Raw genomic sequence first — 15,114 nt, 5'->3', positions numbered from 1 at the left:
GACCCTCCGCCATCGGGGGCAAGTCGAATCGTCGCACCGCCCCTCCCACATTTTTAGTCCCAGTGAGGCTTTAGAAATCGCGCTTGTAGAAGATATCCAGGGAACTGGCCACACCACTGGCCACTTCCAGATACACCTTCTTGCTCAACAAATACCGCAACGCAATCGTGCTCGCCGGCTCAAACACTCCCACCCCATAACGCAGGCTGAGTTTCTCGGTGATCTTGCCACTGGCCACGACTGCGGTGGTGGTGCCGCTGCCTTGGGTGTCGAGCTCGAAATCCTTGATACCGAGGTTCTTGGCCAAGTCAGACGTAACCCCGGCGCTACCCATCAAGCCCAGGCCCAGCGCGGCTTGGGCGAGCATGTTGTTGTCTTCGCCGGTGTTATTGAGCGGACGCCCCAGCACCAGGTAAGACAAGGCTTGCTCCTGGGCCATCGCCGGCTCAGAGAAGATTTGCGTAGTGGGCTGCTCGGCGCTGCCGCTCAAACGGATACCGGCGACGATATCGCCGGTCTTGCGGATGGCTTCGATGTCGAGGTACGGCTGGTCGAGCGGCCCGGCGAATAGCAATCGGGCGCGGCGCACGTCGAGCTTCTGGCCGTAGGCGCGGTAGCGGCCGTCGTTGAGCCACAGCTCGCCACGGGTGTCCAGGTTGTCGCCAATATGCACGTGGCCTTGCACCTTGGCCGTGAGGCCGAAGCCCGAGAAGTTGAGCTGGTCTTCGCCCACGGCCACGTCGATATCCATGGCCATGGCCATCGGCGGTTTGCCCTCTTCGGTCTGGCTGCCGATGATCACGGTGTCATCCGAGACCTTGACGGTAGACGGCGGCAGCTCCCGCACCACGATATCGCCACGCGGAATCTGCACCTTACCGGCGATGGCCAGCTTGTCGTTTTTCATCGTGATCTTAAGGTCAGGCGCTACTTCCAGCACCGCGTAAGGCTCCACGGTGACCGGCAGTTGCGAGCCTTGCAGGCTGAGGTCGACCACCACGGCCTGGCCCCAATCGATCTGCCCCTTGAGGCTGCCCTGCCCGGCTTTACCGCTGCGCCAGGCGCCGTTGAGCTGCACGCTTTCGCCAGCGATCAACGCTTGCACGTTGAGGCCTTCGAGGCTGATGGGCAGTTCAGGGCCGGACACTTCGCCGCCCACCAGATTGACGTTGCCGTTGACCAGTGGCGCCAGCAAGCCGCCGGAAATGCGGCCGTTACCGTTGAGCTTGCCGCTGAGGGTTTCCACCATCGGCACAAACGGCCGCGCCACGGCGAGGTCGAGACCGGCGAGGTTGAAGGTGCCGGTGATGGGTTTGTTCTTGGCCAAGGGGTTGATCTGCGCCTGCACCATCAGTTCGCCGAGTTTGCCGCCACGGAAGTTCAGCAAGGTGTCGATGCGCTTGGGGTTGAGGGTGGTTTCCAGCTTGAGGGTGTCGTAGGGGAAGTCCACCCACTGGGCCTTGTCCTTGACGCGCAAGGTGCCGCCGCTGGCGTCCACCGAGACCACGCCTTTGGGGCCGCTGTCAGGCAAGTCGAGTTGCACGTCGGCGTTGAGCTTGCCGTGCCAGGCGAAGTCCTTGGGCAACCAAGCCGCCAGGCTGTCGATGGGGAATTGCTTGAGGTGGTAACGCAGCTTGGGCTCGGGCATCAGGCGTTGGTCTTCGCCACACAGGCTCGCGGGGCCAGACACCCAGCAATGGGCGGCGAAGGTCAGTTTGCCATCGGCCAGGCGTTCGATTTTGGCTGGCGCTTGTAGCTTCCAGTCCTGGCCGCCGGCCTGTACATCGCCACTGGCGAGGCGCCCGCGCCAGTTACCTTTGTCGAGGTTGCCGTCCAACGCCAACGCCAGTTTGATCAAAGGCCCGGCAAGGTCGAGTTGGACTTTCTGGTTTTTGATATCGCCCTGGGCGCTGGCGGTCAAGGTACCCACCTGCGTATCGCCGGATTGGATGCCACTGCCCTTGAGGTCGATTTTGGCGCGTTGGGCGCTGTCGAGGTTTGCATTAAGGGTGAGGCTTTGCAGGCGATTGTCGGCAAACGCTAATTGCAGACCCTTGAGGTCGAGCTTGCCTTGGGGCGCCTTGAGGCTACCGGCGACGTCGAGACGGCCGTTGATTTGCCCACGTAATTGCGGCCACAGCTGGGCCAGGCGCGCCAGCTTGATATCGATCTGCCCGGCCAGGCGCTGTTGCAAGCTGCCGCTGCCGTTGATGCGGTTGTCGCCCAGGCGGATATCCAGGTTAGCCAGTGTCCACTGCTCGCCCGCGCCTTCAGCCTTGGCCGCCACCACGGCGGTTTGCCCGCGCAGCCGGCCTTTGAGGTCGAGGTCGGCGTTGAGCTTGAGTTGTTCGTTCTTGAACTCACCCTTACTGCGCAGCGGGCCGGCCAGGGTGCCAGGCAGTTCTGCGACCCAGTACGCCGGGTTCAAGGCCGACAAATCCAGCGCAGTGTCCCAGGCGATGCCATCGGCGAATTGCAGGTTGAGGTGGCCTTCGGCCTTGCCTTGGCCTGCGGTGAGTTTCAGTTCCGGCAGAAAGATCTGCTTAAGGTCGCCACTGAACGGCGTGACCACATTGAACTTGCCCGCCGGGCCATCGAGGTCGGCCTTGAGGTTGCCGAGGTAGTTGCCGTCCTTGTAGGAGATCTCGCCGTTGAAGGTGCGCAGTGCAACCTGGGGCTCATCGATCACCGGATAGAGGCGATGCCAAGGGAAATCCAGCCAGTCGATCTTGGCGTCGGCGCTGAAGCCTTGTTGCCAGTCCAATTGGGCGGTGAGCTTGAGGCTTTGTTTGTCGCCTGCCGTCAGGTCCAGCCCGGCGATCTGCGCGCCCTTTGCGTCGACCTTGCCTTGCAGCAGCAGGTCCACGGGGCCTTTTTCCGCTGGGAGTACGGCCTTGCCCAGCAACTGGTAACCGCTTTTCAGGTCGCCTTTGGCCGTGAGATCCAGTTGATTGAGTTGCAGGGTATCGGGCAGGTCGGCGCTGGGTTTGAAAGCGTCTGAGGTGATATGCAGCTGCGCCGGGAGGTTTTCCACCAACGGTTGCAACTCGCCCGTGAGTTTGGCGGGCAGGTAGCCGCTGCTGTCGGCGTCGAGTTTGAGGGTCTTGAGCAGGTCGCCCTCAATTTTCAACGCGACCTTCCACGGCGCCCCGCCTGGCGCGTACGGCAGGCTCACATTACCGGTTGCGCTCAATGGCCAGTTGCCAGTGGGTTGCAGCAGGCCTGTCAGGTCCAGGACCAAATCGTCGCGTTGCAGGTGTACTGAATCTATCTGCATACCCGCGGCAGTCCAGTGCGCAGCCAGTTGCAGGCCCTTGAGTTCTTCGCTGCCGTTGTACAGCAGGCTACCGACGCGAACGTCGCCCAACTGGAGGGCTACCGGCAGTTTCAAATCGGGTAACAGGATTGGCCCGCTGCTCTCTTCAGTGCTCGGCGCAAATTGCAGGCTGACTTTTTCTACGTCCAACTGATCGATACACAGGGTCATACGCAGCAGGCACGCCGGTGACCAATCGAACGTCGGCGCCGTGAGCTCGACGCGACTGCCTTCCTGCTGCCACAACAGATGGTCGGCGCTCCAGCGGCCACCCAAGTGGCCTTGGAAATTCTCCACGCTTAAACCCGGCACCCGGCCCAGGGCCCAGCGGCTGCCCGCTTGAGTACCGAGTACCGCCCACAGTGCCAGTAACAGCACGGCGAGGATGGCCACCACGGCCAGCCCCGCTATTTTCAAACCACGCATCACAGCTCAGGCCCCATGGAAAAGTGCAATCGAACGCCGCCCGGATCTTCGAGGGCATGGGCCAGGTCGAGGCGGATCGGCCCCACCGGCGAGACCCAGCGGATGCCAACACCAACGCCGGTTTTCAGGCTGGGCAGTTCCAGGCTGTTAAAGGAGTTGCCTTGGTCGATAAAGGTCGCGACCCGCCACTTGTCAGTGATGGAGTATTGATACTCGGCGCTCAGGGCCACCATGTAGCGGCCACCGATGCGGTCGCCCCGATCGTTTTCGGGTGACAGCGTCTGGTACTCGTAGCCGCGCACGCTCTGGTCGCCACCGGCAAAGAAGCGCAGTGACGGCGGCACCGACTTGTAACCGTTGGTGGCGCTGCCACCCACTTGTGCGCGGGCCAGAAAGCGGTGGTTGTCCCACAGCGTGGTGAGGCCTTTGACCATGGCCGTGCCGTAAAGCAGGTTGGTGTCGGAACCCAAGCCCTCCTTGGCCACCTTGGAATCAAATTGCAGGCGGTAGCCGTTGTGAGGGTCGATGCGGTTGTCGCTGCGCAGGTAGGAATAGCTGATACCCGGCATCACCAGGTTACTGAGGCCCGAGTCATTGCCCAGGCGATACTCTTCGCGCTGGTATTTGAGGGAGATGACCCGGGTCCAGCCGCTGGGCAATTTGCTGTGCCATTCAGGGCCGAGGGTGAGCAACTTGCTCAAGGTGTCGGTGTTGGCCAGTTCTTCATTCTGGTAGCCACCGGCGAAGCGCAATTTGTCGGTGAGCGGTGGGTCCAGCGGGATGTCGTACCACAAGCCGACGTTCTGACGGGGTGCCGAGAGTTCGGCTTCCCAGCCATAGCTATGGCCTTGGGGGTTGACCCAGTGGCGAGTCCAGTTGGCCTTGCCGCGCGGCCCGACGTCGGTGGAAAACCCAAGCCCCAGGCCCATGGTGCGCGGCTTGCGGGTTTCCAGTTGCACCGCCACCGGGATCACATCGTCTGTTGACGCAGCCGGGGTCGCGTCCACGCGCACGCCTTCGAAAAAGCCGCTGGCTTGCAGGTTTTGATTGAGTTCGGCGATCAGTTCGGAATCGTAGGGTGCGCCGCTTTTGAACGGCACCATGCGTTGCAGCAGTTCGTCATCGAACGGCGTGTCACCCTTGAAGTTGACGTGGCCCAAGGTGTAGCGCGGGCCGCTGTCGTAGATCAGTTCGATATCGGCCACGCCGGCTTGCGGGTCTACCGAGAGTTTCTGGCTGATAAAGCGCCCGCTGAAAAAGCCGTAGCGCGAGGCCTGGTTCTGGATCAGACGCTTGGCGTCTTCGTAATGGCCGTGATTGAGCACGGCGCCGGATTTGAGGTCGTGGCTGGCGGGCACGCGAAACCCCTTGAGGTCGGAGGCCTGGCCGTCGACCCGAATGGTTACGTCTCGCAAATGCACCGGTTCGCCTGGGTCGATGGTGAGGATCAAGCGCGGGTTTTTACCGCCTTTCACATCACTTTCAATCTGTGGCTGATAGAAGCCCAGAGCCTGGGCGGCTTTACGCGCCTGCTCTTCGGCGCCACGGCTGAACCGCAGCAACGCCTCTTCATCACGATCGCCCACCCCGCCGATGTAGCCTTCGATGTTGGCTTTCAACGCGTCGTTTGAGGGCTTGATCCGCACGTCCAATTCGCTTTGCGCCAAGGCGCCAAAGCTTGTGAACAGCAGCATCAAGCCGCTGGTGTATCTTCCTGGAAACTTCATAGGCGCGGATGCTACACGAGCAAGGGAGATTCATTGAACCCAGAATTGTCTGAATAATTCTGCATTAAGCCGTTGCAGCCTGTAACGGCCGGGGGTTGGGGTGGAAAAAAACATGCTCCAGCACGGGGCCTACAGCGACCTCGCCAATCTCCTCATAGCCCTGACGCTTATAAAACTCCAGATAGCGAGAGTTCCCCGTGTCCAGCACCACGCCAGACGAGTGCGGGTCTTCGGCGCACCAGTTATGCACGGCCTCCAGCAACTGCTCGCCGTAGTGCTTGCCCTGGAACTGCGGGTGAATACCCAACAATGGCAGCACATGCACCGACTCGCTGGGCAAGCAGGCCAGAACCGCGTGGTGGTAGTCCAGATAGCGCCGGGTGCCGCGCACCCCGGTGCTCAGCCACATGCGCAGTTGCCAGGCCCAACTTTCGGTGATCCCCAGGCGCCGTTGCGGCGGTGCGATCAACGCGATGCCGATCAGCCGGTCGTTGACGAACAGGCCGATGGCGGGAAGTTTCTGAAAAAAATGCTGCTTGACCAACTCGCGTACCGTGGCGCGCACACGTTGTTCATAACCGGGACGCTCGGCCTCGAAGATGTAGGCGAACGTCGGTTCGTGTCGATAGGCCTGGTACAACAAGGAACGAGCCTCGCGGGAATAGCCGCTGTTGAGCAGGCGAATTTCAGCGGGTGCAGTTGAAGTGTCCGGCATATGGTCAATCTCCCTGGGCGCGGCTTGAAAGGCAGCGTTCTTGCAGTGCTCTTATAGCTACGAACCTACACAGCACGAGTCGTTCCCGGACATTAGCAGCGCATCTGCCCTACCGCCATGCTGGCCCCCGTCCGACTTGTCGGCTAGCATCGCCCTTTTGCCAAGACTGGACTGCCGACCATGAAAATCGTCTCCTTCAATATCAACGGGCTACGCGCCCGCCCTCATCAGCTGGCGGCACTGATCGAGAAGCACCAACCGGATGTGATTGGCCTGCAGGAAACCAAGGTACATGACGACCAGTTCCCCCTCGCCGAAGTGCAAGCCCTTGGCTATCACGTGTACTACCACGGCCAGAAAGGCCACTACGGTGTGGCCTTGCTCTCGCGCCAGCCGGCGTTGAGCTTGCACAAAGGGTTTGCCGGCGACGAAGAAGACGCCCAGCGCCGATTTATCTGGGGCACCTTTGCCGATGAAAACGGCAACCCGATCACCATCATGAACGGCTATTTCCCCCAGGGCGAAAGCCGCGACCACCCCACCAAATTCCCGGCCAAGCAGCGCTTCTATGAAGACCTGCAACAGTTGCTCGAAAGCCAGTTCAGCAATGACCAGGCGCTGGTGGTGATGGGCGACATCAACATCTCCCCCGAAGATATCGATATCGGCATTGGTGCCGACAACGCCAAGCGCTGGCTCAAGACCGGCAAGTGCAGCTTCCTGCCGGAAGAACGCGAGTGGCTGGCCCGCCTGAAAAACTGGGGTTTGGTGGACAGCTTTCGCCACCTCAACCCGACCGTGGCCGACCGCTTCAGCTGGTTTGATTACCGCAGCCGTGGGTTTGAGGATGAGCCCAAGCGTGGGCTGCGCATTGATGTGATTTTGGCGTCCAATGGCTTGCTGCCTCGCGTGAAGGATGCGGGCGTGGATTACGATTTGCGTGGGCTGGAGAAGCCGTCGGACCATGCGCCGATATGGCTTGAATTGAGCTGATTCCTCCTGGCTGATAGGGGGTCAAATGTGGGAGGGGGCTTGCCCCCGATAGCGGAGTATCAGCCAGCTTATTAGTAGCTGACACACTGCAATCGGGGGCAAGTCGAATCGTCGCACCGCCCCTCCCACATTTTGCACCACACTGCGTCAGTCATATTTATGCAACCTGCCTGACTTATTCTCGCGGCACTCCCTTTGGCTTAAGAAGGTGCCGGCATGAGGCTGCGCGTTCTGTTCCTGTTGGTCCTGTTTCCACTGTTCGCTGTGGCTGCCCCCCTCCCTGTTCCCGACCAAGGCCCGGCCTTGCGCATCCAGGGCTCCAACACCATCGGCGCCGCACTGGGGCCAGCGTTGGTCAAGGGTTTGATGGAGCACCAAGGCTTGCAAGCGGTGCACGGCGAACCGGCGCAAGGCGCCAATGAACAGCGCGTCATCGGCAAGACCCGCCAGGGCAAAACCGTGACCATCGAAGTCGCTGCCCACGGCTCCAGCACCGGTTTCAGCGCGCTGAAAAAAACCACCGCTGACCTCGCCGCGTCATCCCGTCCGATCAAAGACAGCGAGCTGGTCGACCTTGAACCCCTGGGCGACCTGAAAAGCCCCGGCGCCGAACAGGTGATCGCCATCGACGGCCTGGCGATTATCCTCAACCCGCAAAACCCATTGAACACCCTGAACACTGAGCAACTGGCGCAGATTTTCAATGGCGATATCAGCACGTGGGAAGCCCTGGGCGGCGTCGGCGGGGCTATTCATTTATATGCGCGGGATGATCAGTCCGGCACCTACGACACCTTCAAGGAACTGGTGCTGCGCCTGCGCGGCAAGCCGTTGGCCGCAGCGGCCCAGCGTTTTGAGTCCAGCGAGCAGTTGTCTGACGCTGTGAGCCAAGACCCGCAGGGCATCGGTTTTATCGGCCTGCCCTATGTGCGCCAGGCCAAGGCCGTGGCGATTGTCGACGGCGACTCGCAGCCGATGTTGCCGTTGAACAGCCTGATTGCTACCGAGGATTACCCGCTGTCACGCCGACTGTTTTTCTACCTGCCGCCGTCGAGCCATAACCCATGGGCCAAGGCGCTGGTGGACTTTTCCCAGAGCAGCAAAGGCCAGGCGATTGTCGCGGCCAGCGGGTTTATCGCGCAGCAGGTGCAGGCGATTTCGGTGGAGTCACGCTCGTCGATGCCGGAGGACTATCAAGCCATCGCCCGCCAAGCCCAACGCCTGACGGTGAATTTTCGTTTCGAAGAAGGCAGCGCCAGCCTGGACAACAAGGCGCGCCAGGACTTGCAGCGGGTGGCGGCCTATCTCAAGGGCCACGGCAAGCTCGACAGGCAGGTGACCCTGGTGGGGTTTGGCGATGCCAAGAATGACCCGCAGCGTGCGGCGCTGCTGTCGAAACTGCGCGGCATGGCGGTGCGGCGGGAGTTGGTCAAGAACGGCGTGGTGCTGAGGGATATTCGCGGGTTTGGGGCGCAGATGCCGGTGGCGGCGAATACGGCGGATGAAGGGCGCATCAAGAACCGGCGGGTGGAGGTTTGGGTGTACTGAAACCTCAGGTTTTTTGTTGTTCAGGCGGGCCCCTTCGCGAGCAAGCCCCCTCCCACATTTTGATTTGTGAACGCCTTCAAAATGTGGGAGCCGGGCTTGCCCGCGATGCAGGCGATGCGGTGTTACTGCCCGCCGCGCATCAACTCCCGAGGCACATACTTGCCAATTTCAAACTTGCCAATCGCCGCGCGGTGCACTTCATCCGGGCCGTCGGCCAGGCGCAGGGTGCGTTGCATGGCGTACATGTAGGCCAGCGGGAAGTCGTTTGAAACACCCGCACCGCCATGGATCTGGATCGCACGGTCGATTACCTTCAACGCCACGTTCGGCGCCACTACCTTGATCTGGGCGATTTCGCTTTTCGCCACTTTATTACCCGCCGTGTCCATCATGTACGCCGCCTTCAGTGTCAGCAGGCGGGCCATGTCGATTTCCATCCGTGAGTCGGCGATCTTGTCGATATTGCCCCCCAGGCGGGCCAACGGTTTGCCGAACGCGGTGCGGCTGACGGCGCGTTTGCACATCAATTCCAACGCCCGCTCAGCCATGCCGATGGAGCGCATGCAGTGGTGGATACGACCTGGGCCAAGGCGGCCCTGGGCGATTTCAAAGCCACGGCCTTCACCGAGCAGAACGTTTTCGTACGGCACACGCACGTTGTCGAACAGCACTTCGGCGTGGCCGTGGGGCGCATCGTCGTAGCCGAACACCGGCAACGGCCGTACGATTTTTACACCGGGGGTGTCGACCGGTACCAGGATCATCGAGTGCTGCTGATGGCGCGGTGCGTCGGGGTTGCTCAGGCCCATGAAGATCAGGATCTTGCAACGCGGGTCGCAAGCGCCGGAGGTCCACCATTTCTTGCCGTTGATCACCCATTCGTTGCCCTGACGCTCGGCCGTGGCGGCCATGTTGGTGGCGTCCGAGGAAGCCACATCGGGTTCAGTCATGGCAAACGCCGAGCGGATCTCGCCGCGCAGCAGCGGTTGTAGCCAGCGCTCTTTTTGCTCTTCGTTGGCGTAGCGCACCAGCACTTCCATGTTGCCGGTGTCCGGGGCGGAGCAGTTGAACGGCTCGGGGCCCAGCAGCGAGCGGCCCATGATTTCGGCCAACGGTGCGTATTCGAGGTTGGTGAGGCCAGCGCCCAACTCAGATTCGGGCAGGAACAGGTTCCACAGGCCTTCGGCTTTAGCCTTGGCTTTCAACTCTTCCATGATGGCAGTGGGCTGCCAACGGTCACCTTCGTTGACCTGGCGTTCGAACACCGGCTCGGCCGGATAAACGTAGGCGTCCATAAACGCGGTGACGCGTTCACGCAGTTCCTGAACCTTGGGCGAATAAGCGAAATCCATGAGCAGCTCCCTTCTCTGAGAGGTTGTTTAGGTCATGCAATCGATGCTAGAACAGCACTGATAATTTACCTAGCCTATTCTCGGCGTGTATTAACATTCATCACCGATATATGATTGACCGATGGCCACCTAACAATAAGAGCGCAACGAAATGAATCTGAGCAAGGTCGACCTCAACCTGTTTATCGTCTTTGACGCGATCTACACCGAAGCCAACCTGACCCGCGCCGGGCAGATCGTCGGCATCACGCAGCCGGCGGTATCCAACGCTCTGGCCCGCCTGCGCGAGACCTTCAACGACCCGTTGTTCGTACGCACCGCACAAGGCATGGTGCCGACGCCGATGGCGCAGAACATCATCGGCCCGGTGCGCAATGCGCTGTCGCTGCTACGGGTGTCGGTGCAGGAAAGCCGCATTTTCAACCCGCAACAGGCGGCCAAGACCTATCGCATCAGCATGACCGACCTCACTGAGGCGGTGATTTTGCCGCTGCTGTTCCAGCGCCTGCGCCGTTTGGCGCCGACGGTGGTGATCGAGAGTTTTCTGTCAAAACGCCGCGAGACCACCAAGGAACTGGCGGCCGGGCGTCTGGATTTTGCCGTGGATGCGCCGCTTAACACCGACCCGCAGGTGCGTCACGTCAAGCTGATGGAAGACCGCTACGTGTGCGCGATGCGTAAAGGCCATCCCATGGCGAGCAAGGATAAACTCACCCTAGATGACTATCTGGGCCTGACCCACATCCATATCTCCAGCCGCCGCAACGGTTTGGGCCATGTCGACCTGGCACTTGGCAAGATGGGCCTGCAACGCAAGATCGCGCTGCGCTCCCAGCATTACCTGATGGCGTCGCAAGTGCTGCAACAGACCGACATGGTCATGACCGTGCCCGAGCGCTTTGCACGCCGTCATGAGTTGCATTGGTTCAACCTGCCGGTGAACGACGTGCCGCCCGTGGAAACGCACCTGTACTGGCATGAAAGCACCGACCAGGACCCGGCGAATCGCTGGATGCGCGAGCAGATGATCGAGTTGTGCCAGCAGGTTACGGCGCATGAGAAGAAGTTGGATGGCAAGCAAGCTTGAGCCGCTTTTTGTGCTGGGGCAGCTTTTGTGGCGAGGGAGCTTGCTCCCGCTGGGCTGCGTAGCGGCCCCAGAAAAGCCGGCTCCAGCTTCGCTGTCGAACGGGAGCAAGCTCCCTCGCCACAGCAAGCTCCCTCGCCACAGACTGCGATTCGCTTGACGTATACGTCAACCTGCCTTTAGTTTAGCGACAAGATTTTCTTGAGCGCCATCCATGAGCACCACCTACAGCATCTCCGACCTCGCCCGCGAGCTCGACATCACCACCCGCGCCATTCGCTTCTACGAAGAACAAGGCCTGCTGGCCCCGGAACGCCGGGGCCAGGAGCGCATCTATTCGGCGCGAGACAAGGTCAGCCTCAAGCTGATTTTGCGGGGCAAGCGCATCGGTTTCTCCCTGGCCGAATGCCGTGAGCTCATCGAACTCTACGACCCCACCAGCGGCAACCATGTGCAGCTCAACAGCATGCTCGCCAAGATCACCGAGCGGCGTGAGCAGCTTGAGCAGCAGTTGCTGGACATCGAACAGATGAAGCTGGAACTGGACACCGCCGAAGAGCGCTGCACCCAGGCCCTGGCCCATACCATGAGCCAGATTGGCCAATAATCAGAAGGTAATCGCCATGCCCCTCCCCTCCCATGTTCGCCTGGTAGAAGTCGGCCCACGCGACGGTTTGCAGAACGAAGCCCTGCCTATCAGTGTGGCGGACAAGGTCCTGCTGGTGGACGCGTTGAGCGCCGCGGGCTTGAGCTATATCGAAGTCGGCAGTTTTGTCTCGCCCAAGTGGGTGCCGCAGATGGCCGGTTCCGCTGAGGTGTTTGCACAGATCCAGCGCAAGCCCGGCGTGACCTACGGTGCACTGGTGCCAAACCTGCGCGGCTTTGAAGACGCGCTGGCCGCCGGGGTAAAGGAAGTGGCGGTGTTTGCGGCGGCGTCCGAGGCGTTTTCACAGCGCAATATCAACTGCTCCATCAGCGAGAGCCTGGAGCGTTTTGCGCCGATCATGGCGGCGGCCAAGCAGCATGGCATCAGCGTGCGCGGGTATGTGTCCTGTGTGTTGGGTTGCCCGTACGAAGGTGAGATCGCCCCCGAGCAAGTCGCTGCGGTCGCACGGGAGCTGTATGCCATGGGCTGCTATGAAGTTTCCCTGGGCGACACCATCGGTACTGGCACGGCGGGCGCTACCCGACGCTTATTCGAGGTGGTGGGTGCGCAGGTGCCACGGGACAAACTGGCGGGGCATTTCCATGACACCTATGGCCAGGCCGTGGCGAATATCTACGCCAGCCTGCTGGAAGGTATCAGTGTGTTCGACAGCTCTATCGCGGGCCTGGGCGGCTGCCCGTACGCCAAGGGCGCCAGCGGTAACGTCGCAACTGAAGATGTCGTGTACCTGCTCAACGGCCTGGGCATCGAGACGGGTATCGACCTGCAAGCATTGATAGCTGCGGGCCTGCAAATCAGCAACGTACTGGGCCGACCTACCGGCTCACGAGTGGCCAAGGCACGTAACGCCGGTTGAGTAGCTGGGCCGTGACAATGTGTTACCGCCCGCCTACACATCGAGTAACACGGGAACATATTTTGTCGTATTTGCCGTAGGTCATTTCATGCAAAAAACACAAGCCATTGATTTTAAAGGACTTTAAAAAGTTGGCACGGCTTCTGCTATCTCTATGGCATAACAAGAATAAAAAGCGCCAAACCTAATAAAAATAAGACGAAACGACTCTGACATAACAAAAACAACACGGCAGAGACGCAGCTAACAGATTTTTTTGGAGAAGATGTGCTTCGCAGGGAACGGTAATGCCGAAACCCGCGACCAGTAGAGAAAAATAAAACTACCTCAGGTAGCTACCCACTGGTTGGATCGTTTACGAAGAAGCAGATCAGCGCTCAAAAAAATACGTTTGCTCTTGACCCCGGATGGGGGTCGCCAAAAACAGCGGTAAAGGGTAACGGTTGCCAAAAACAACAATAGACCGCCCCTCAATAATAAAAAAAGAGCACGCAACGACAAATTAAAGGGGACCTTTGGGTCCCCTTTGTGCTTTCTGGCGTTTGATATGTTCTGGGCGGGCGAAGAATAAAAATGTGGGAGGGGGCTTGCTCCCGATAGCAATGTGTCAGCCAATTCATGAGGTGACTGACACGCCGCTATCGGGAGCAAGCCCCCTCCCACATTTGATTTGCGGTGTTAGGTAGAGTGGGTTCGCAGCTCTTCAATCGAAATTTCGCGCATGCGAAATTTCTGGATCTTGCCGGTGACCGTCATCGGAAACTCGTCTACAAACTTGAAGTGCCTGGGCGTCTTGAAGTGCGCGATCCGGTCTTTGCACCAGGTCTGCAACTCCAACGCGTTGGCCACATGGCCCGGATGGAACTTGACCCACGCCACAATCTCTTCGCCATAGCGCTCGTCCGGGATGCCAATAACCTGCACATCCGCCACCGCCGGGTGGGTGAAGAAAAACTCCTCCAGCTCACGCGGGTACACGTTCTCGCCGCCGCGAATGATCATGTCCTTGTTGCGCCCGGCGATGCACACATAGCCGTGTTCATCCATGCTCGCCAGGTCGCCGGTGTGCATCCAGCCTGCATCGTCGATGGCCTCGCGGGTGGCGTCGGGGTTGTTCCAGTAACTGAGCATCACACTGTAGCCACGGGTGCACAGTTCGCCGATCTCGCCACGGGCAACGGTGTTGCCGTTTGTATCGATGATCTTGTGTTCCAACTGCGGCTGAGTACGGCCAACGGTGGTGACGCGCCGTTCCAGGTCGTCATCGGCGCCGGTTTGCAGCGACACCGGGCTGGTTTCGGTCATGCCGTAGGCGATCTGCACTTCGCCCATGTGCAACTCGCTGATGACCCGGCGCATCACTTCGATGGGGCATGTGGCGCCGGCCATGATGCCGGTGCGCAGGGCCGCCAAATCGAATTCGCCACGACGTGGGTGATCGAGCATGGCGATAAACATGGTGGGCACGCCGTACAGGCCGGTGGCGCGCTCTTCGGCGACAGCGGTGAGGGTCAGCAACGGGTCGAAGCCGTCATTGGGGTAAATCATCGTGGTGCCGTGGGTGATGCAACCCAGGTTGCCCATGACCATGCCAAAGCAATGGTACAGCGGCACCGGGATCACCAGGCGGTCTTGGGCGGTGAGGCCCAGGCTTTCGCCGACCATGTAACCATTGTTGAGGATATTGTGGTGACTGAGGGTGGCGCCCTTGGGGAAGCCGGTGGTGCCGGAGGTGTATTGAATGTTCACCGGTTGATCGAAGTGCAGGCCGGCCTGGCATGCCCTTAACTGTTCGGGCGCAACACCTGCGCCCAGGGCTGATAACTGCGACCAGGGCATGAACCCTTCGGGCGGGTTGGCATCAAGGCTGATGATGCCGCGCACGTCCGGCTTCAACGCCTGAAGCATCGCGTGGTAGTCGGACGTCTTGAACGCCCCCGCGCACACCAGCCACTGGCAGCCGGACTGCTTGAGCACGTAGTCCAACTCACTGCTGCGATACGCAGGATTAATGTTGACCAGTATCACCCCCAGCTTGGCGCTGGCGATCTGGCTGATGCACCACTCGGCGCAGTTGGGGGCCCAGACCCCCAAGCGATCTCCGGTCTGCATGCCCAGGGCCATAAATGCCCGAGCGTGCAGGTCAACGGCCTCGGCCAGCTGCCGCCAGGTGTAGCGGCGCTGCTGATGGCGCACCACCAGCGCTTCGCCATCGGGGTATTGCGCGACGGTCTTGTCGAAGGCCTGGCCAATCGTCATGGCCAGCAAGGTCTTGTCCTGAGAGCCACGGCTGTAGCTCTGATTCGGTTGTTCCATAACGACCCCTATTGTATTTTTTGTAGGTTGACGTTTACGTAAACTACGATTGACAGCGCCGTAACGCAAGCTTACGTTAACGTAAAGGTGAGCACGCTGCCTAACCCACAAAGC

10 protein-coding genes are annotated in these 15,114 nt (G+C 60.3%); 5 read left to right on the top strand and 5 right to left on the bottom strand.

Annotated features, from left to right (window positions below):
- Positions 1–70: 70 nt before the first annotated feature.
- The 3 genes from ICY20_RS21255 to ICY20_RS21245 form a co-directional block, all read right to left on the bottom strand.
- Entirely contained in the window at positions 71–3,742 is a 3,672-nt protein-coding gene (locus tag ICY20_RS21255) for a translocation/assembly module TamB domain-containing protein (RefSeq protein ID WP_194938522.1), read from the bottom strand.
- Complete coding sequence (locus tag ICY20_RS21250) at positions 3,742–5,469, bottom strand: autotransporter assembly complex protein TamA (RefSeq protein WP_159960909.1); 1,728 nt, start codon at positions 5,467–5,469, stop codon at positions 3,742–3,744. Before ICY20_RS21250 ends, ICY20_RS21255 begins: the two co-directional genes overlap by 1 nt.
- 64 nt (positions 5,470–5,533) lie before the next feature.
- Entirely contained in the window at positions 5,534–6,184 is a 651-nt protein-coding gene (locus ICY20_RS21245) for a GNAT family N-acetyltransferase (protein WP_159960911.1), read from the bottom strand.
- Between the two features lie 180 nt (positions 6,185–6,364).
- On the opposite strand from ICY20_RS21245, the gene xthA reads away from it, so the two are divergent.
- Complete coding sequence (gene xthA, locus ICY20_RS21240) at positions 6,365–7,177, top strand: exodeoxyribonuclease III (RefSeq protein WP_159960913.1); 813 nt, start codon at positions 6,365–6,367, stop codon at positions 7,175–7,177.
- A gap of 216 nt (positions 7,178–7,393) precedes the next feature.
- Positions 7,394–8,725 carry a substrate-binding domain-containing protein gene (locus ICY20_RS21235; RefSeq protein ID WP_194938521.1) on the top strand — a complete coding sequence of 444 codons (1,332 nt, stop codon included), beginning with the start codon at positions 7,394–7,396 and terminating at the stop codon, positions 8,723–8,725.
- Positions 8,726–8,847: 122 nt separating this feature from the next.
- Here the strand turns inward: ICY20_RS21235 and ICY20_RS21230 are convergent, their stop codons facing one another.
- Positions 8,848–10,077 carry an acyl-CoA dehydrogenase gene (locus ICY20_RS21230; RefSeq protein ID WP_194938520.1) on the bottom strand — a complete coding sequence of 410 codons (1,230 nt, stop codon included), beginning with the start codon at positions 10,075–10,077 and terminating at the stop codon, positions 8,848–8,850.
- 151 nt (positions 10,078–10,228) lie between these two features.
- On the opposite strand from ICY20_RS21230, the gene ICY20_RS21225 reads away from it, so the two are divergent.
- From ICY20_RS21225 to ICY20_RS21215, 3 genes are all read left to right on the top strand, one after another.
- Positions 10,229–11,164, top strand: a complete 936-nt coding sequence (locus tag ICY20_RS21225; RefSeq protein ID WP_159960919.1) for a LysR family transcriptional regulator — start codon at positions 10,229–10,231, stop codon at positions 11,162–11,164.
- Between the two features lie 211 nt (positions 11,165–11,375).
- The gene (locus ICY20_RS21220; RefSeq protein ID WP_159960921.1) at positions 11,376–11,768 is read left to right on the top strand and encodes a MerR family transcriptional regulator; all 393 of its coding nucleotides are present in this window, start codon (positions 11,376–11,378) and stop codon (positions 11,766–11,768) included.
- Positions 11,769–11,784: 16 nt separating this feature from the next.
- On the top strand, positions 11,785–12,684 hold the full coding sequence (locus ICY20_RS21215) for a hydroxymethylglutaryl-CoA lyase (protein ID WP_194938519.1): 900 nt from the start codon (positions 11,785–11,787) through the stop codon (positions 12,682–12,684).
- Between the two features lie 678 nt (positions 12,685–13,362).
- On the opposite strand, the gene ICY20_RS21210 is transcribed toward ICY20_RS21215, so the two are convergent.
- Positions 13,363–15,000: an AMP-binding protein gene (locus ICY20_RS21210; RefSeq protein WP_194938518.1), complete on the bottom strand. Its 1,638-nt coding sequence runs from the start codon at positions 14,998–15,000 to the stop codon at positions 13,363–13,365.
- Between the last annotated feature and the right edge of the window lie 114 nt (positions 15,001–15,114).

It is taken from the genome of Pseudomonas pisciculturae (assembly GCF_015461805.1).
Lineage (GTDB): Bacteria > Pseudomonadota > Gammaproteobacteria > Pseudomonadales > Pseudomonadaceae > Aquipseudomonas > Aquipseudomonas pisciculturae.
Note: the sequence above shows the minus strand (reverse complement) of the source record. Positions and strands in the feature narration are given on the sequence as shown.